17 protein-coding genes are annotated in these 16,536 nt (G+C 66.6%); 11 read left to right on the top strand and 6 right to left on the bottom strand.

Going from position 1 to position 16,536, the window contains the following annotated elements:
* Window positions 1-222: 222 nt before the first annotated feature.
* On the bottom strand, window positions 223-1,344 hold the full coding sequence (locus AC1DKR_RS16260; RefSeq protein ID WP_223496460.1) for an HDOD domain-containing protein: 1,122 nt from the start codon (window positions 1,342-1,344) through the stop codon (window positions 223-225).
* Between the two features lie 151 nt (window positions 1,345-1,495).
* A complete protein-coding gene (ppa, locus tag AC1DKR_RS16255; protein WP_025874161.1) occupies window positions 1,496-2,032 on the bottom strand; it encodes an inorganic diphosphatase in 537 nt (178 codons plus the stop codon).
* Between the two features lie 183 nt (window positions 2,033-2,215).
* On the opposite strand from ppa, the gene AC1DKR_RS16250 reads away from it, so the two are divergent.
* The 4 genes from AC1DKR_RS16250 (at window position 2,216) to AC1DKR_RS16235 (ending at window position 7,430) form a co-directional block, all read left to right on the top strand.
* On the top strand, window positions 2,216-2,689 hold the full coding sequence (locus AC1DKR_RS16250; protein WP_312786316.1) for a hypothetical protein: 474 nt from the start codon (window positions 2,216-2,218) through the stop codon (window positions 2,687-2,689).
* Window positions 2,690-2,761: 72 nt separating this feature from the next.
* Complete coding sequence (locus tag AC1DKR_RS16245; protein ID WP_428703609.1) at window positions 2,762-3,262, top strand: RNA polymerase sigma factor; 501 nt, start codon at window positions 2,762-2,764, stop codon at window positions 3,260-3,262.
* Between the two features lie 104 nt (window positions 3,263-3,366).
* Window positions 3,367-4,299, top strand: a complete 933-nt coding sequence (locus AC1DKR_RS16240; RefSeq protein WP_478033646.1) for a FecR family protein — start codon at window positions 3,367-3,369, stop codon at window positions 4,297-4,299.
* Window positions 4,300-4,511: 212 nt separating this feature from the next.
* Entirely contained in the window at window positions 4,512-7,430 is a 2,919-nt protein-coding gene (locus AC1DKR_RS16235) for a TonB-dependent receptor (protein ID WP_478033644.1), read from the top strand.
* A gap of 116 nt (window positions 7,431-7,546) precedes the next feature.
* Here AC1DKR_RS16235 and AC1DKR_RS16230 read toward each other — a convergent pair whose 3' ends face one another.
* A complete protein-coding gene (locus tag AC1DKR_RS16230) occupies window positions 7,547-7,804 on the bottom strand; it encodes a DUF2789 domain-containing protein (RefSeq protein WP_223496451.1) in 258 nt (85 codons plus the stop codon).
* A 108-nt stretch (window positions 7,805-7,912) separates the two neighbouring features.
* Between AC1DKR_RS16230 and AC1DKR_RS16225 the strand changes: the two genes are divergently transcribed.
* From AC1DKR_RS16225 to AC1DKR_RS16205, 5 genes are read left to right on the top strand one after another with little or no spacing between them, the layout of a single operon-like run.
* On the top strand, window positions 7,913-8,500 hold the full coding sequence (locus AC1DKR_RS16225; RefSeq protein ID WP_312107172.1) for a biliverdin-producing heme oxygenase: 588 nt from the start codon (window positions 7,913-7,915) through the stop codon (window positions 8,498-8,500).
* A gap of 31 nt (window positions 8,501-8,531) precedes the next feature.
* Window positions 8,532-8,999 (top strand): YbaN family protein, encoded by a 468-nt coding sequence (locus AC1DKR_RS16220; RefSeq protein WP_336031951.1) that lies wholly within the window; start codon window positions 8,532-8,534, stop codon window positions 8,997-8,999.
* Complete coding sequence (exbB, locus tag AC1DKR_RS16215) at window positions 8,986-9,714, top strand: tonB-system energizer ExbB (protein WP_394198392.1); 729 nt, start codon at window positions 8,986-8,988, stop codon at window positions 9,712-9,714. Before AC1DKR_RS16220 ends, exbB begins: the two co-directional genes overlap by 14 nt.
* A 9-nt stretch (window positions 9,715-9,723) precedes the next feature.
* Window positions 9,724-10,149, top strand: a complete 426-nt coding sequence (gene exbD / locus AC1DKR_RS16210) for a TonB system transport protein ExbD (RefSeq protein WP_312787178.1) — start codon at window positions 9,724-9,726, stop codon at window positions 10,147-10,149.
* The gene (locus AC1DKR_RS16205; protein WP_478033639.1) at window positions 10,146-10,865 is read left to right on the top strand and encodes an energy transducer TonB; all 720 of its coding nucleotides are present in this window, start codon (window positions 10,146-10,148) and stop codon (window positions 10,863-10,865) included. The genes exbD and AC1DKR_RS16205 overlap by 4 nt, the downstream gene beginning before the upstream one ends.
* Window positions 10,866-10,955: 90 nt before the next feature.
* Here the strand turns inward: AC1DKR_RS16205 and AC1DKR_RS16200 are convergent, their stop codons facing one another.
* Window positions 10,956-12,983 carry a sodium-translocating pyrophosphatase gene (locus tag AC1DKR_RS16200; RefSeq protein ID WP_313249861.1) on the bottom strand — a complete coding sequence of 676 codons (2,028 nt, stop codon included), beginning with the start codon at window positions 12,981-12,983 and terminating at the stop codon, window positions 10,956-10,958.
* Between the two features lie 257 nt (window positions 12,984-13,240).
* Here AC1DKR_RS16200 and AC1DKR_RS16195 point away from each other — a divergent pair, with 257 nt between their 5' ends.
* A complete protein-coding gene (locus AC1DKR_RS16195) occupies window positions 13,241-13,744 on the top strand; it encodes a hypothetical protein (protein WP_223496440.1) in 504 nt (167 codons plus the stop codon).
* Window positions 13,745-13,887: 143 nt separating this feature from the next.
* Here the strand turns inward: AC1DKR_RS16195 and AC1DKR_RS16190 are convergent, their stop codons facing one another.
* Together AC1DKR_RS16190 and AC1DKR_RS16185 are read right to left on the bottom strand one after the other, a co-directional pair.
* Window positions 13,888-14,277 (bottom strand): DUF488 domain-containing protein, encoded by a 390-nt coding sequence (locus AC1DKR_RS16190; protein WP_312786547.1) that lies wholly within the window; start codon window positions 14,275-14,277, stop codon window positions 13,888-13,890.
* Window positions 14,278-14,394: 117 nt separating this feature from the next.
* A complete protein-coding gene (locus AC1DKR_RS16185) occupies window positions 14,395-15,651 on the bottom strand; it encodes a 6-phosphofructokinase (protein WP_478033637.1) in 1,257 nt (418 codons plus the stop codon).
* A gap of 136 nt (window positions 15,652-15,787) precedes the next feature.
* Here AC1DKR_RS16185 and AC1DKR_RS16180 point away from each other — a divergent pair, with 136 nt between their 5' ends.
* Complete coding sequence (locus tag AC1DKR_RS16180; protein WP_025874177.1) at window positions 15,788-16,351, top strand: adenylate kinase; 564 nt, start codon at window positions 15,788-15,790, stop codon at window positions 16,349-16,351.
* Window positions 16,352-16,536 lie beyond the last annotated feature (185 nt).

Below are 16,536 nucleotides of genomic sequence, written 5' to 3'. Positions count from 1 at the left end.
TCCACGCCGTGCGATGGCGCACCTACGGTCCCTTGCGATTGATTCATGCCCCGCGCGGACGAGCCCCCGGTCACCAGCGGGTGATCCACGCCCCGCGCCGCTGAATCTCCGGTCGCTTCCAGTAGATCCACGCCATGCGTGGATGAATCTTCCGGCACAACGAAAAAGGGCAGGCCACCCGGCCTGCCCCCCATTCGCTTTACGCTCGTCCGCCGCTACGCCTCAGGCATCGCTGGGCACCAGCCCCATCAGGCTGTTGGCGTGCTCGCGCCACTGCGGCAACTTGTTCAGCACACCCGCGCGCTGCAGATAGTCCTCATCCACCGGATCGCCGTTGACCAGCGCCAGTGCCACGTGCACCGCACCGGTCACCCAGAAGCTGCGGGTGTTGGCGCGCTGCGGCTGCAGATGGAACGCCACTGCCTCGATGATCGGCATCGGCAGCCCCCACAGGCCAAGCAGGTAGGCACCCGCTTCGGCATGGCCAGGGCGATCGTCGTCCGCCAGCTCGGGTTCGCTGCGCTCGTTGCGCACGCCCGGCAGCAGCAGGCCGATGTCGGCCAGCAGTGCGGCGGTGGCACCGAGTTCGGCGCTGGAGTCAGGCAGCAGGCGTGCGGCCAATCGCGAGGCCATCAAGGCGCGCTGCTGCAGCGAATTGCGTTCGGCGCCCGACAAGGTCGGTGCGGAGAACACCTCGCTGGCCAGCACCAGGTCGCGCAGCGTGGCCAGGCCCAGCCGGGTCACGGCGGTGCGCAGGTCGGCGATGGTGCGGCCTTGGCTGAAGAAGGCCGAATTGGAAAGCTGCAGCACCTTGGCCGCGATCGCCGGATCGGCGGCGACCAGCTTGGCAACATCGGCGCTGTCGGCGTCGTCGTCATGTTCCAGTGCCTGGGTCAGGCTCAGGTACAGGTGCGGCGGCGAGGGCAGCTTCTCGATGCGGCCGATGGCGTCGCGCAGGCGTGGGCTGTCCAGCACTTCGCGCAGCTCTTCCAGGCTGGTCAATGCTTCCAGCAGCACTTCCGGTGCCAACGGCAATGGCAGGAAGCGATGGGCGACCCCGATCAGGCGTGCCGGCGGCGGCCGGTTGCCATGCTGTGCATCGACCAGTGCGATGCGGATGGTCTCCGGGCGCAAGGTGCGGATCTGTCCCAGCAACGTGGTCGCGTTGAGATCGGGCAACTGCGGGCAGACGATCACCGCGTCCACGCCCTGGGTGGCGACCGCGGTCATCGCGGCATGGCCATCGGTGGCGGTCAACGGCTGCCAGTCTTCCCCAAGATCGGCAATGAATTCGGTCAGCTCAGCCGGCAGGCTGGCTGTATCCCCAACAAGCAGAATACGCACGACACATTCCCCTGGCTGTCTCGACGGTCGATGTCGAAGACGTGTGAAGTGACGCAATTTACCTAATACGGCGGCAAAGGTGATGTGCCGCCGTCATGAAACGTGACCCGCATCGCTCCGACGCCGTGCGCCGGAGCAATGCTGTTCAGTCTCAGGCCTTGCTGTCGAGATGGCGCTGGTGCGCCTCGATCAGGATCTGCTTGGCCTCGGCCGCGCCGCCCCAACCGTCCAGCTTGACCCACTTGCCCTTCTCCAGGTCCTTGTAGTGCTCGAAGAAGTGACCGATGCGCTCCAGCCAGTGGCTGGACACCTGCTCGATGTCTTCCACGTGCGCGTAGCCGCCGAACACCTTGGTGACCGGCACGGCCAGGATCTTCTCGTCGCTGCCTGCCTCATCGCTCATCTTCAGCACGCCGACCGGACGGCAACGCACCACCGAACCCGGGACCAGCGGCAGCGGCAGCACCACCAGCACGTCGGCCGGATCGCCGTCGCCGCACAGGGTGCTCGGCACGTAGCCGTAGTTGCAGGGGTAGCGCATCGGGGTGGAAAGGATGCGGTCGACGAAGATCGCGCCGGTTTCCTTGTCCACTTCGTACTTCACCGGCTCGGAATCCTTCGGGATCTCGATGATGACGTTGATTTCTTCCGGCGGGTTCTTGCCGGGCGAGACGAGTTCCAGACCCATGGTGTGCTCCAGGTGGGGGATGTAGACGGATAGCTCTCCATTTTATGCCTTTGCCGGTCGCTGTGCAGGGTGGGGGGCTGACGGCACGGCGCGGCAGGGGCCCACGCCGTCGGCCGGGGTTCACCGATGGGGGCAGCGCGGCCAGCCCGGCAGGCTGGACGCACCTTCCCGAGGAGTTCCCGCATGAACGTGTTCGCCCTGCCATTTGGCCTGTTCTGTGCGTTGCTGGCCGCGCCTTCGGCCCAGGCCTTCCCCTACGTCGATCTGATCGACTACCCGCATAAGGAAGCCAACTGGGACCGCTTCTTTGCCCTGGAGGGCCGTCTGCAGCATGGCTTCGACGCGATCTGCGGCGACACCTTCTGCGAGGGCGAGTACAGCGATATCCGTGCCCTGCGCCTTCGCTGTTCGGTGGATGCGGTACGCGGCACCGTCCACGAATGCCTGTGGGCGTTTGCCGCCAGCGATCTGGAGGTCTCCCGGAACGACGGCACAGTGGAGGCCCGGCAGCCGACCTGGTTGTGCCGCCTTCCGCTGGAGCCGAGTACTCCGGTGGAGGCCTTCCACACCGCACTCGCCGCCCGCAACCCGCTGCATGACCCGCTGCCCGGTACCTCGCGGAGTACCTATGATGGCCTGACCGACTGCATTCATTGATGAGAACGTGACTGATTCTCATTAACGGAGTAGCATCCGCGGCGCCTCCCGTCTGTCGTCCCGGTTCCGCGCATGTCCTCCAATGCCGCCTCTCTCACCGAACTGCTGATCCGCGAGCGGCCGGCACTGCTGCGCCGGGTGCAACGCATCCTCGGCGGCGACAATGGTGCCGAGGATGTGATCCAGGCGGTGTGGTTCAAGGCCCGCGGGGTCGACGACAGTCAGGCCATCGACAACCCGCGTGCCTACCTGTTTCGGCTGGCGACCAATCTGGCCACGGACCACGGCCGCGAGTCGACCCGGCGCAACCGTCTGCTGGCCGATCACTACCTGTGGGGGCCGGACGAGGTGATTTCGACCGAGGAACAAGCGATGGCACAGGACGAACTGCAGCGCGTGCTTGACGCGGCGGGGCACCTGCCGGAGCCGACCCGCACCATCTTCCATCTCAATCGCCTGCAGGGCCTGACCCAGGCCGAGATCGCGCGCCGCCTTGGCGTATCGGTGACCACGGTCGAGAACCATGTGCGTGGCGCGCTGCAACGCCTGGCCTGGGCGCGCACTGGTCGATGATCGCCCGGACTTGGGGATGAGCTTCGCTGAAACGTCTTGATTACTGGACCGCGGATGCGGTCTAGTTCCCCCGCCCGCGCTTGAATGCGCCTGTCTGCCAGCCGATGAGCCCGCCGAACATGCTGCCCGCCGCCAATGACGATGCCCTGGCCGAACAGGCCCAGGGCTGGATCGCGTGGCTGGCATCCGGTGATATCTGCGATGCGCGCATGCACGAGTTCGAGCACTGGCTGCAACTGCCGGGACACCGTCGGGCCTTCGAGCACGAGCGCGCGCTGTGGCGCAGCGTGGGCCCACGCCCGCAGGCTGCGACCGTCGAGCGACGCAGACCACATCGCCTGCGCTGGGCAATGGCGGCCACGGCCGCGCTGGTGATGCTGGTGGCCTGGCCGGAAGCGTGGTTGCGCCTGCAGGCCGATCACCGCAGCACACATGTCGTGCAGAGCGTGCAGCTGCCTGATGGCAGCCGTGCCGTGCTGGATGCGGACAGTGCAATCGCCGTGCGCTTCGATGCGGAGGCACGCCAGATCGAGCTGCTGCGCGGGCGTGCCTGGTTCGAGGTCAGTCCGGATGCGCAGCGACGCTTCAGCGTGCACGCGGGCAATGGCGTGATCGAGGACATCTCGACCGCGTTCACCGTCGCGCGCGGCGATGACCGGGTGGAAACGCAGGTCGGGCAGGGCAGGGTACGCGTGGCCAGCCCGGCTGACGGCGGCTGGACGTACCTGCAGGTGGGCCAGCGTGCGGCCTATGGCGAGCACAGCGGTGTGATGCGTCTGGAGGACGTGCCGGCCGACAGCGTGGGTGCATGGCGGCAGGGCGAACTGCTGCTGGACCAGGCCAGCGTCGCCGATGCCGTGCACTGGGTGGGGCGCTATCGCGCCGGTCCGACCTTCGTGCGTGGCGATCTGTCGCGGCTGCCGGCGGTGAGCGCGGCGCTGCGCATCGATCGCCCGGAACAGGCGCTGGACGCGCTGGCCGCAACAGCAGGGTTGCAGGTTACCCGTCTTCCGCTCGGCGTCGCCATCGTGCAGTAGATCCACGCCATGCGTGGATGATCAGTGCGAACCATCCCGGCATGCCGATCGACGGTCGGCACCCACCGCGATCGCAAATTCCTCTTGGGGTTGTCGCGCGCCCATCCGTCTTACCCCGCGAACGTACTCGCCGCCGCCACGTACGTCGCCGTGTCCGCCTGTGTTGCGGATGACGCCGCGTTCGCGGCACCGATTACCTGACAGGTTCCCCCATGTTCGACTCCCACCGCCCGGGCCGCATGCTGCGCCCGTCCCGCCTGTGCATCGCATTGCTGGCTGCCGGCCTGGCCAGTGCCGCACCCTCCGTACTGGCGCAGAGCGTCAGCGGCGACCACGCTGCCGTTCAGCGCTTCGACATTCCGGCGCAGCCACTGGACGAAGCGTTGCGCAGCTACATGCGCCAGTCCGGCGTGCAGGTGGTGTACCCCGCATCGCTGGCGCAGGGTGCAACCTCGCGCGCGGTCAGTGGCAGCCTGTCGGCCAGCGAGGCGCTGCAGCACCTGCTGCAGGGCACGGGCCTGGCAATGCGCAGGGTCAGCGCCGATGCGGTCACCCTGGAAGCGGCAACGCCGGTGCAGGCCGGCAGCGGTGTGATCGTCACCGACACGCTCAGTGTGGCCGGCGACCGTGTTGACAGTGGCGCCACCAGCGACGAAGCGCGCCTGCTCGACAGCTATCGCAGTGTCGGCTCCACCACCACGCTCAACCGCGCGCACCTGGAGCGCTTCCGCGGTACCTCCAACGGCGATATCGTCAAAGGTGTGGCCGGCGTCACTGCGGGAGACCCACGCGTGGGCAACGGCTTCGACGTCAACATCCGCGGCATCCAGGGCCAGGGCCGCGTACCGGTGATCATCGACGGTGGCCAGTCCAGCATGGACACCTATCGGGGCTATGCCGGCCAGTCGCAGCGCACCTATCTCGACCCGGATCTGATCTCCAACCTGACCATCACCAAGGGCCCGAGCCTGCAGGCCAATGCCTCCGGTGGCATCGGTGGCGTGGTCGAAATGGAGACGCTGAAGATCGGCGACGTTCTGCGCGAGGGCCGCGACTTCGGCGTGCGCGTACGGGGCGGCCTGGCCAACGCCAGTGCCAACAACCTGCCGGCCTACAGTGCCGCGCCGCGTACCGATCGCAGCGCCACCGGCAGCCAGTTCTTCAACGTGGCTGCGGGAGGTCACTGGGACCGCTTCGATCTGGTCGCGGCCTATGCGTATCGCGACAACGGCAACTACTTCTCCGGCAAGCATGGCTACGACGACTTCCCGCAGACCCGGCGGACGCTGGCGCCACTGAATCCGCCACGTACCGAGGTGTTCAATACTTCTTCGCGCTCGAAGTCAGCGCTGCTCAAGGGCACTTGGCGCATTGATGACGCGCAGACGCTGGAAGCCGGCTATCGCCGCTACGAAGGCACCGCCGGCGAGATCATGGCCTCGCAGATCATCCGCGTCGAACGTGACCGCATCCCGCAATGGGATCCAGGCCACGTCGACATGGACAGCTACAGCCTGCGCTACCGCTTCAACCCGGACAGCGACCTGGTCGACCTGCGCGTCAACGCTTCGTACACCGACACTGACAGCGTGATGTACAACAGCCTGACCGGCATCACGCCGTGGTACTTCGACCGCCGCACCGAGTGGTACGACGCACCCAGCTTCAGCGGCGACCCCGGCTACAAGGATGCCTACCGCAACCCGCTGCGGCAGAAGCGCTTCAACCTGGACGCCAGCAATACCTCGACGTTCGACACCCGCGCCGGTGCGTTCACCCTCGACTACGGCCTGTCCTACAGTGACGAAGACATCGCCCCGGGCAGCTCCGGCCCGATCATGCACGACGACCTGGTCAACAACCGCTTCCTGCGCAATGCCGAGCGCAAGGAATACAGTGCCGTGGCGTCGTTGAAGTGGCAGCCCGACGAACACTGGGAGCTGTTGGCCGGTGGCCGCTGGAACCGGGTGGATGTGCACGACCGCAACCGCCTGGCCACGCCTGACGCCTACGAGGTGCAGGGCCAGTACCGCTACACCGAGCTGCTCAACGGCAACCCCAAGCTGCCGTCGTGGCGCGCAAAGCGCATCGCGCTGCTGAACTGGTATCCGGATGCGAACGGCAATTTCACCCAGGAATCGCTGCTGGCCTCTCCGTACAAGAAGGGCACGGTCGGCGACATCGGTGGTTGGAACTTCTACGACGCCGGCAAGGCGCAGGATCTGGAAGTGCCGGTCAGCTGGACCTGGTCGCAGCCGATCCGCCGTCGCGACACCGCGTTCTCGCCGACCGCCAGCGTGGCCTATCGCTTCAGCGAAGACACCATGGTCTACGTGAAGTACGCCGAAGGCACCAAGCTGCCGAGCCTGTTCGAGACCACGCTGGGCCTGTTCACCGCCGCCAAGCCGGTGGGCGAACTGAAGCCGGAACGTGCGCGCAGCTGGGAGATCGGTGCCAGTACCATCCGCTACGACCTGTTCACCAACGGTGACCGCCTGGCGCTGAAGCTGGCCTATTTCGATACCCGCATCGACGACCTGATCACCCGTGACTACCGCACGTTGTCGGCCGGCCTGATCCGCAACGTCGACCAGTTCAAGGTCTCGGGCATGGAGTTCCAGTCCAGCTATGACAGCGGCAAGGTGTTTGCCGACCTGTCCGCGCACTACTACTTCAAGGCCAAGACCTGCGCGCCGGACATCGCCGCAGAGCGTCGCGCCTACGGCGGACAGCGGAAGAATGACGAGCTGGTCAACACGCCCAACTGCGTGGATGGTGGCTTCGAGGGTTCTTACACCAACACGCAGAACCCGCCGCGCTACATGGTCAACCTGACCCTGGGGTCGCGCCTGTTCGACGAGCGGCTGACCTTCGGTACCCGCGTGGTTCACAACGCTGGTCCGATCAGCAAGCTGGACAAGGACTGGAACGTAGGCCTGTCGGCGATCCAGCAGTTGTACCGACCGACCACGCTGGTGGATCTGTTCGCGAGTTGGAGCTTCAACGCCCAGTTGTCGGTGGAGGCGGGCGTGGACAACCTGACCGACCGCTACTACCTCGATCCACTTGCCCTGGGCGTGATGCCGGCACCGGGCCGGACCGCGCGATTGGCGTTGACCTGGAGGTACTGATCCACGGGGTCAGAGCCCTTTCCTGTGATCGACGGGGTCGGATCCCTTTCCTGCGGAAAGGGCTCTGACCCCATCGGGTAATGAAGCGGTAGCGCCGGTCCATGGCCGGCGTCTGCTTACAGCCCGGTCGCTGCCTTCACCGCCTCTTCGTGCAGCGCCTCGTTCAGTTCGTCCACCACGGTGCTCCACGCCGCGTCGGCCTGCAGCGATTCGGACAGGAACTGGCGCTGGGCATCGTTCCAGTAGGGTGCCTCGGCCACTTCCACATCGGTGGCCAGCTGGTGCTCGCGGATGAAGCGGGCGATCCCCTCGGCGCTGGCATCCAGGCCCAGCTGCAGGAACAGGTTGGTCATGCGCGGTTCGGTGGTGATCATCGTCGGTTCCGGGTGGAAGAAGGGGATGGCCCATTATCGGTGCACACGAGCTTGGGGAAAGCCCCGCGGTGAACGTCTACAGCAGGACGACCCTCCTGGCATTCCCCCATGAACGCACACATCGCTCCCGAAGACAGCCGCAGCCTGCGGCTCAAGGCCGCCACCCGCGAGAGCCACGGCGCGCTGGACAAGCGCATCATGGCCGGCGACATCTTCGCCGACCGCAGCAACTTTGCCCGCTTCCTGCGCGTGCAGTACCGCTTTCACCGCAGCATCGATGCGCTGTATGCCAACCCCGCGCTGGACGCACTGCTGCCTGATCTCGATGAACGCCGCCGCCTGACACAGGTCGCGCGTGACCTGCAGGATCTGGAACAGACCCTGCCGGATGCCGACATCCCCGCACTGCCGTTGCATCTGGCGCTGCCGGCAGCGCTGGGCTGGCTGTACGTGGCCGAAGGCTCCAACCTGGGCGGCACCGTGCTGTACAAAATGGCTGCCAAGCTCGGCCTGGACCGCGACTTCGGCGCCCGTCACCTGGCGGCGCATCCAGACGGTGCCGCGCGCCACTGGCGTGAGTTCACTGCTGCGCTGGACGCGGTACCGCTGAGTGCCGAGCAGGAGCAGCAGGTGATCGATGCGGCCGATGCCGCGTTCCGCAGCGTGCACGGCCACGTCGAAGTGGAATTCGCCTGATGAACGCCGACCGCGTGCAGGCGCAGGGTTGATGCGCTGGCTCTGGTTTGCGCTGGGCTGGGTGATGGTCGGCCTCGGCGTGATCGGCGCGCTGTTGCCAGTGATGCCGACCACCATCTTCCTGATCCTGGCGGTGGGCTGCTTTGCGCGCAGCTCGCCGAAGTTCGAGCAGCGCCTGCTGGCGCATCCGCGCTATGGCCCCTCGTTGCGGTTGTGGCGTGAGCAGGGCGCGGTGTCGCGCAAGGGCAAGGCGTTCGCCAGCGCCGGCATGGCGGTGGGGTTCGCGATGTTCTGGTGGGGCGCCCATCCCTCATGGCGTCTGCTGCTGGGCGTGGGCCTGTTCTTCGCGGTCAGCGCCGGCTATGTGCTCAGTCGACCAGCACCACGTATGGAGCCCACGCCGCTGGTGGAAGTGGACGACACCCATGATCCGCGCACGGCTCGCCGCCGTGCCGTGTCCCCTGATTCTGATGGAACCCGAGATGATGCTGCCTGCTGACCTGGCTCCTGTGGCCGCCCCCGCACTGACCCCGTGGGGCATGTACCTGGCTGCCGATGTGGTGGTGAAAGCAGTGATGATCGCGCTCACCTTGGCGTCGCTGGCCACCTGGACCGTGCTGCTGGCCAAGGGCTGGGAACTGGGCCGGCAAGCGCGGCAGCTGCGAGCGGCGCGCGCGCTGTTGCTGCAGGCGGCGAGCCTGCCCAACGAACACGCCGATGCCTGCGTGCAGCAGGGTACCGCGCGGGTGATGCTGGATGCCGCGCGGATCGAACTGCACCTGTCGCAGGATCTGGATGGTCGCGAGGGCATCAAGGAGCGTGTTGCCTCACGCCTGGACCGGATCGAACTGGAAACCGCGCGCGTGCAGCGGCGTGGCATTGGTGTCCTGGCCAGCATCGGCGCGGTGGCCCCGTTCGTCGGCCTGTTCGGCACCGTGTGGGGCATCATGAACAGCTTCATCGGCATCGCACACAGCAACACCACCAACCTGGCGGTGGTTGCGCCGGGCATCGCCGAGGCCCTGCTGGCGACCGCGCTCGGCCTGGTCGCGGCGATTCCCGCAGTGCTGGTCTACAACCACTTCAGCCGCGTACTGGCCGGCCTGCGCGGCCTGCTCGGCGATCTGTCGGCGGCGGTGCAGCAACTGGTCTCGCGTGATCTCGACCGCGCCGCTCCACGTGCAGCAGCCGCGCCGCTGCGCGCGGTGCACTGAGGGGCGACGATGGCGATCAGGACCGCGTCCGACCGCGACGACACGCCGGAAGAAGCCCACGAGATCAACGTCACGCCCTTCATCGACGTGATGCTGGTGCTGTTGATCATCTTCATGGTGGCCGCACCGCTGGCTACCGTGTCGGTGCCGGTACAGCTGCCGGCCAGCAGCGCCAGTGCCACGCCGTCGGAACAGGCGCCGGTGTATGTGACCGTGCAGGCCGATCTGTCTCTGCGCGTCGGCGAGCAGGCGGTGGCGCGTGATGGACTGGCGGCTGCGTTGCAGGCAGCTACCCACGATGACACCGCGCAGCGCATCTTCCTGCGTGCCGATACCCAGGTGCCTTACGGCGAATTGATGGCGACACTGGATGCACTGCGTGCGGCAGGGTACCTGAAGGTAGCGCTGGTCGGCCTGGAGCAGGGCGCGCGATGAAAGGACTGCGGCGCTGGGCGACCAGCCTGGCGATCGTGCTGCTGGTGCATGCGCTGCTGATCGGCACGGCCTGCTGGTGGGCGGCACGTACCCCGGCTCTGGCGGCCGCTGCGCCGCCCGCAGCGCTGATGCTGGAACTGGCACCGATGGCACGGGCACCATCGGTGCCGCCACGCGAGGTCGCCACGGGGCCGCTGCAGCAGCAACAGCAGCGGCAGGCGCCGAAACCCGCCCCGCGCGAGCAACCAAAGGCGCCGTTGCAGCCGCAGGGGGACCTGCCACCGCCGCGTACACCGGAACTGGTGCCCTCGCCGGACGCCGCCGAAGCCAACGTCGCACAGACCAGCGCACCACCACAGGTGGCCGCCGATGCGGCCACGCGCTACACGGCACCTCAGACCACGTCCGGTGAGCGCAGCCGTGCCGAGGCGACCTGGGAAGGACGCCTGCTCGGGCACCTGCAGAAGCATCGGCGCTATCCACGCCAGGCCGAACGACTGCGCCAGCAGGGAGTGATCTACGTGCGCTTCGCGGTGGCCCGTGATGGAGCAATCTCCGGCGTGAGGCTGGGCCGCAGCAGCGGCTTCGCACTGCTCGACCAGGAGGCGCTGGACACCGTGCAGCGCGCCAGCCCGGTACCGGCGCCGCCGGCCGAAGTGGCCGGCGACCCGGTGGACGTGATGGTGCCGGTGTCGTTCTTCCTGCGTGGGCGCTGACCGTCGGCAGGGTCTGCAGCGGGGTCGGATCCCTTTCCGCAGGAAAGGGCTCTGACCCCATCGGAGCCGACATCCACGCATGGCGTGGATCTACAGCAACGGCACCAGCAGCAGCGCCACGATGTTGATGATCTTGATCAGCGGGTTGATCGCCGGGCCGGCGGTGTCCTTGTACGGATCACCCACGGTGTCACCGGTCACCGCTGCCTTGTGCGCCTCGCTGCCCTTGCCACCGAAGTGACCATCCTCGATGTACTTCTTGGCGTTGTCCCAGGCGCCGCCGCCGGTGGTCATCGAAATGGCCACGAACAGCCCGGTGACGATCGTACCGATCAGCAGCCCGCCCAGCGCGCGTGGCCCCAGCAGCAGGCCGACCACCACCGGCACCGCCACCGGCAGCAGCGACGGTACGATCATTTCGCGGATTGCCGAGCGGGTCAGCATGTCCACCGCCTTGTCGTACTGCGGCTTGGCGGTGCCCTGCATGATGCCGGGAATCTCGCGGAACTGCCGCCGCACTTCCTCCACGACCGCGCCGGCCGCGCGACCGACGGCTTCCATCGCCATCGCACCGAACAGGTAGGGAATCAGGCCACCGATCAGCAGGCCGATGATCACAGTGTGGTCGCTGAGGTCGAAGCGGAACTCCTGGCCGGGATTGGCCGCCTGCAGGTTGTGCGTGTAGTCTGCGAACAACACCAGTGCGGCCAGTGCCGCCGAGCCGATGGCATAGCCCTTGGTTACCGCCTTGGTGGTGTTGCCCACTGCATCGAGCGGATCGGTGATGTCGCGGATCTCCGAGGGCAGCTCGGCCATCTCGGCGATGCCACCGGCGTTGTCGGTGATCGGCCCGTAGGCATCGAGTGCGACAATCATGCCCGCCATCGACAGCATTGCAGTGGCGGCGATGGCGATGCCGTACAACCCGGCCAGTGCGTGCGCGCCCCAGATCGCCGCGCAGACGGCGATCACAGGTAGCGCGGTGGACTTCATCGAGATGCCGAGGCCGGCAATGATGTTGGTGCCGTGGCCGGTGGTCGAGGCCTGCGCAACATGCTGCACCGGCTTGTACTGGGTGCCGGTGTAGTACTCGGTGATCCACACGATCAGGCCGGTCAATACCAAGCCGATCAGCGCACAGCCATACAGCGCCATCGGCCCGTGCACGTTGTCACTCATCAGTCCGGTGGTGATGGGGTAGAACGCGATCGCTGCCAACACACCGGAGACGATCACCCCCTTGTACAGCGCTCCCATGATCGAACCACCGGGCTTCACCTTCACAAACAGCGCGCCGATGATCGAAGCGATGATCGAAACACCACCCAGCACCAGCGGATACAGCACCGCATTGGCACCAGCTTCGGCCAGCATCAGGCTGCCCAGCAACATGGTGGCGATCACGGTGACGGCATAGGTTTCAAACAGATCGGCGGCCATGCCCGCGCAGTCGCCCACGTTGTCGCCGACGTTGTCGGCGATCACCGCCGGGTTGCGCGGGTCGTCCTCGGGAATGCCTGCTTCGACCTTGCCGACCAGATCGGCGCCGACATCGGCACCCTTGGTGAAGATGCCGCCGCCCAAGCGCGCGAAGATCGAGATTAGCGATGAACCAAAGGCCAGGCCGACCAGCGCATGCAGTGCCTGTTCCATCGGTAGGCCCAGCCGCAGCAGCAGCGCGTAGTAGCCGGCCACGCCGAGCAGGCCCAGGCCGACCACCAGCATGCCGGTGATCGCGCCGCCGCGGAAGGCCACGTCCATTGCCGCGCTGATGCCGTGGCGCGCTGCCTCTGCGGTGCGTACGTTGGCGCGCACCGACACGTTCATGCCGATGTAGCCCGCGGCACCGGACAGCACCGCACCGACCGCGAAGCCGATCGCGGTGTACCAGCTCAGGAAGACGCCGACCAGCACGAACAGCACGACGCCGGCGATGCCGATGGTCAGGTACTGGCGGTTGAGGTAGGCGCGCGCACCTTCCTGGATGGCCGTGGCGATGGCGACCATGCGTTCATTGCCGGTGGGTTGGCGCAGGATCCAGCGCGCCGAGACGATTCCGTACAGGATCGCGAGAATGGCGCAGCCCAGCGCCAATGACAGCCCGTGACGTTCCAGCATTAGACCCCTCCGCAGAATGGATGGACAAGCATCCAGTGGCGATGAACGGCACCACGAGGGGGACGACGGGCTGCAGCCTGGAACCAACCCGTACCGACCTTGGTGGTCGTCCGACGTATGGCGGTGTTCAGCATTCCCTGGTGTCCGCAGTATGCGTGCCACCACCTGTGGAGTCGAGCGGCGCTCGGCAGGTTCTTCTTTGCACCCCGTTAAGCCAGCCTCTGCAAGCCTGCGCGCAGTCCCGTCGGAGATTCCCCATGCGCCTGTCCCTGTTGATGCTTGCCGTTCTGGCCCCGGCCATGCCTGCCTTCGCGGCGGAAGCACCGGAACTGCAGCGAGCGGTGGGTGCACCACAAGCGGTCGGCGCCGTGCATACGCTGCGGCAGATTCCCGAAGCCTGTGCCCGCCTGGAAGGCGCGTTCACCGGCCAGGCCGCCGAGCCCTATCGTTTCTCGGCGGTGCGTACCAGCGAGCAGTGCCAGCCGCGTGCCCGGTTTGTCGACTACAGCAAGGCGCAACCAAGCGCGGACAAGGGCTGGAAACTCAATGATGTGATCCGTGTTCCGAATGCCGCCTGCCCGGCACAGCAGGCGGTGGTGCGCGTATGGCGCCTTCCGGTGAACAACGCGCAGGCGCTGGATGGGCAGGGACAGTCGCGCATCTATCTGGAAGAAGCCAAGAAGCAGGCCGCCGCCGGCAAGATCCCGCAGGTGACGATGTTCGCCGCGCAGCTGCAGATGGAAGGCAAGGCCTGCAATTGAGGCTGAGCATCCACGCATGGCGTGGATCTACTGGGAGGGAGACCTGGGCAAGGCCTGCAATTGAGGCCAGGCATCCACGCATGGCGTGGATCTACTGGGAGGGAGACCCGGGTAGTGCCGGCCGCTGGCCGGCAACCCCGCGATCAATCCGCAAGCCTCGCTCCACGCGCCACCAGCAGCTCGCGCAGTGCCGATCTGTGGCACTGCGCCTCGTCCTCGCAATAGCAGCCCACCGCGATATCGCTGTGCTGCGATAGTGCGGCCAGCAGATCCAGCGCATGCGCCGCATCAGGCGCCTTCATCTCGGCTTTGTAGTGGCGGAAGAACGCATTCCAATCGGCAGCGGTCTTCGCCTCATGCGCCTGCTTCACCAGCTCGGCGCTGGGTGACAGTGTCGGGAACCACACGTCGTACCAGTCCTGATCCGCGAACTTGCTGCGCGGCACACCGCGCGGCGGGCGCCGCACAGTGCCGATGCGCAGGCCTTCACCGGGCGCACGCGGAGAGCCAAGTCGAACAACACGCAACGCCATGGCATTCCTCGCAAAAAGGGGGCGGAGGGGATTAAGTCGTATCCGACCCGCTGCTGACACTGGTGGAGGTGACGGAAGGGCGTATACGACTTAATCCCCTCCGTCCCCTTTACGGCTTCAGCCTTCGAACGCTGGCAGCTTCTGCTTCACCGCCACGTTCTTCAGCGTCACGTACTTCGGCAGGCCATCGCTACCGTAGGGCAACGGTGCTTCACCCTTGATCAACGGCTGCAGGTAGGCGCGCGCCTTGGCGGTGATGCCGAATCCATCGCGACGGATGAAGCTGGCCGGCATCTTCTTCTCGTGGTTGGCGATCTTCGACAGCGGTGCGGCTTCGATCTTCCAGCGATACGGTGCATCACTGCTGCGCACGATCACCGGCATCACCCCGTTCTGGCCCTTCAGCGCCAGCTGCACCGCAGCCTTGCCGACCGCCTGGGCCTGTTCCCAGTCGGTTTTGCTGGCCAGGTGGCGGGCTGAGCGCTGCAGGTAGTCGGGCAGGGCCCAGTGCACCTTCAGCCCCAACTGGTCCTTGACCCGCCCGGCCAGATGCGCGGCCACGCCGCCCAGCTGCGAATGGCCAAAGGAGTCCTTGCCACCGCCGGCGTCGGCGACGAAGCGGCCATCGGCGGTGGCGATGCCTTCCGACGCCACCACCACGCAGTAGCCCACGCGTGCGACCACGGCCTTTACCTTGGCCAGGAACGCGGCCTCGTCATAGGCGCGCTCGGGCAGCAGGATGATGTGCGGGGCGTCGTCCTCGCCGGTGCCGGCCAGGCCGGCGGCCGCGGCCAGCCAGCCGGCGTGGCGGCCCATCGCTTCATAGATGAAGACGCGGGTGGAGGTCTCTGCCATTGCGGCCACGTCCAACGCCGCTTCGCGCACGGACACGGCCGTGTACTTGGCCGCCGAGCCGAAGCCGGGGCAGGTGTCGGTCACCGCCAGGTCGTTGTCGATGGTCTTGGGCACGCCGATGCAGGTCAAGTCGTAGCTGGAGCTTTTTGCCAGCTGCGATACCTTCAGGGCGGTATCTGCCGAGTCGTTGCCGCCGTTGTAGAGGAACCAGCGTACGTCGTGGGCGCGCAGGACCTCCAGCAGGCGGTCGTAACGGGCACGGTCGGCCTCCAGCGATTTCAGCTTGACCCGGCACGAGCCGAACGCGCCGCCGGGGGTGTGGGCCAGGGCGCGGATGGCCGCAGCACTCTCCTTGCTGGTGTCGATCAGCTCCTCGCGCAGGGCGCCGAGGATGCCGTTGCGCGCAGCCAGGACCTTGATTCCCTTGGCGCGGGCCTGTTCGATCACCGCCGCGGCAGTGGCGTTGATGACGGCGGTGACGCCGCCGGACTGGGCGTAAAGGAGGGTGCCATTGCGCATGCTTCTACCTGTTCGGGGGAGGGGACATTGCAGGGACATTACCCGGATGCGCTAAAGTGGCGCTATTGCGGTGCAGCGATACCGGACCGTCCGGGGCGCGAACCTTCTTTATTTTCAACACGTTGGAGTCAGGTCAATGCGATTGGTTCTGTTGGGACCGCCCGGTTCGGGCAAGGGGACACAGGCGACGCGCCTGAAGGAAAAGCTCGAGATCGCCCACATTTCCACCGGCGACATGCTGCGCGCTGAAATTGCCGCCGGCTCGGAGCTGGGCAAGCAGGCCAAGTCGGTGATGGATGCCGGCAACCTGGTGTCCGATGAGATCCTGCTGGGCATGCTGAAGTCGCGCCTGGCCCAGGCCGATGTCGCCAAGGGCTTCATCCTTGACGGCTATCCGCGCAATGTGGCCCAGGCCAACGCGCTGGACGGCATGCTGGCCGAGATCGGCCAGCCGCTGGATGCGGTGGTGCAGCTGGACGTGGCCACCGAACTGCTGGTCGAGCGCATCGCCGGCCGTGCGCAGGAGCAGGGCCGCGCTGACGACAATCCGGAATCGGTGCGCAAGCGCCTGCAGGTCTACACCGAGCAGACTGCTCCGGTGGTCGACTTCTACGCTGGCCGGGGCACCCTGGCCCGCGTCGATGGCGTCGGCGAACTGGACGAGATCGAAGCCCGCATCCTGGCGGCGATCAAGCGCTGACCCTCGTGGCCGGTTGATGCCGGCCACCGCAGGCGCAAAAAAACAGGCCTGATCCGCGAGGATCAGGCCTGTTTCGTTTCATAGGTGCCAGCAAAGGGCTTGCTCAGGGCCCCCACAGCATGAGCTCCCTTGGGGATGGCCTCTTGGGGAGTAGGACCGGTTCGGGTACTGCGGCTGGCATCCTG

Source organism: Stenotrophomonas sp. 01N47 (genome assembly GCF_056399165.1).
The sequence above is the reverse complement of the archived record's forward strand: the minus strand, read 5'-3'. Positions and strand labels throughout refer to the sequence as shown.

Coding starts and splice junctions, on each gene's coding strand:
- AC1DKR_RS16225 (WP_312107172.1), top strand. CDS start 7,913: ATGAACGCACACATCGCTCCCGAAGACAGCCGCAGCCTGCGGCTCAAG.
- AC1DKR_RS16195 (WP_223496440.1), top strand. CDS start 13,241: ATGCGCCTGTCCCTGTTGATGCTTGCCGTTCTGGCCCCGGCCATGCCT.
- AC1DKR_RS16190 (WP_312786547.1), bottom strand. CDS start 14,277: ATGGCGTTGCGTGTTGTTCGACTTGGCTCTCCGCGTGCGCCCGGTGAA.
- AC1DKR_RS16250 (WP_312786316.1), top strand. CDS start 2,216: ATGAACGTGTTCGCCCTGCCATTTGGCCTGTTCTGTGCGTTGCTGGCC.
- AC1DKR_RS16230 (WP_223496451.1), bottom strand. CDS start 7,804: ATGATCACCACCGAACCGCGCATGACCAACCTGTTCCTGCAGCTGGGC.
- ppa (WP_025874161.1), bottom strand. CDS start 2,032: ATGGGTCTGGAACTCGTCTCGCCCGGCAAGAACCCGCCGGAAGAAATC.
- AC1DKR_RS16185 (WP_478033637.1), bottom strand. CDS start 15,651: ATGCGCAATGGCACCCTCCTTTACGCCCAGTCCGGCGGCGTCACCGCC.
- AC1DKR_RS16205 (WP_478033639.1), top strand. CDS start 10,146: ATGAAAGGACTGCGGCGCTGGGCGACCAGCCTGGCGATCGTGCTGCTG.
- AC1DKR_RS16240 (WP_478033646.1), top strand. CDS start 3,367: ATGAGCCCGCCGAACATGCTGCCCGCCGCCAATGACGATGCCCTGGCC.
- exbD (WP_312787178.1), top strand. CDS start 9,724: ATGGCGATCAGGACCGCGTCCGACCGCGACGACACGCCGGAAGAAGCC.
- AC1DKR_RS16200 (WP_313249861.1), bottom strand. CDS start 12,983: ATGCTGGAACGTCACGGGCTGTCATTGGCGCTGGGCTGCGCCATTCTC.
- AC1DKR_RS16220 (WP_336031951.1), top strand. CDS start 8,532: ATGCGCTGGCTCTGGTTTGCGCTGGGCTGGGTGATGGTCGGCCTCGGC.
- AC1DKR_RS16245 (WP_428703609.1), top strand. CDS start 2,762: ATGTCCTCCAATGCCGCCTCTCTCACCGAACTGCTGATCCGCGAGCGG.
- AC1DKR_RS16180 (WP_025874177.1), top strand. CDS start 15,788: ATGCGATTGGTTCTGTTGGGACCGCCCGGTTCGGGCAAGGGGACACAG.
- exbB (WP_394198392.1), top strand. CDS start 8,986: ATGCTGCCTGCTGACCTGGCTCCTGTGGCCGCCCCCGCACTGACCCCG.
- AC1DKR_RS16235 (WP_478033644.1), top strand. CDS start 4,512: ATGTTCGACTCCCACCGCCCGGGCCGCATGCTGCGCCCGTCCCGCCTG.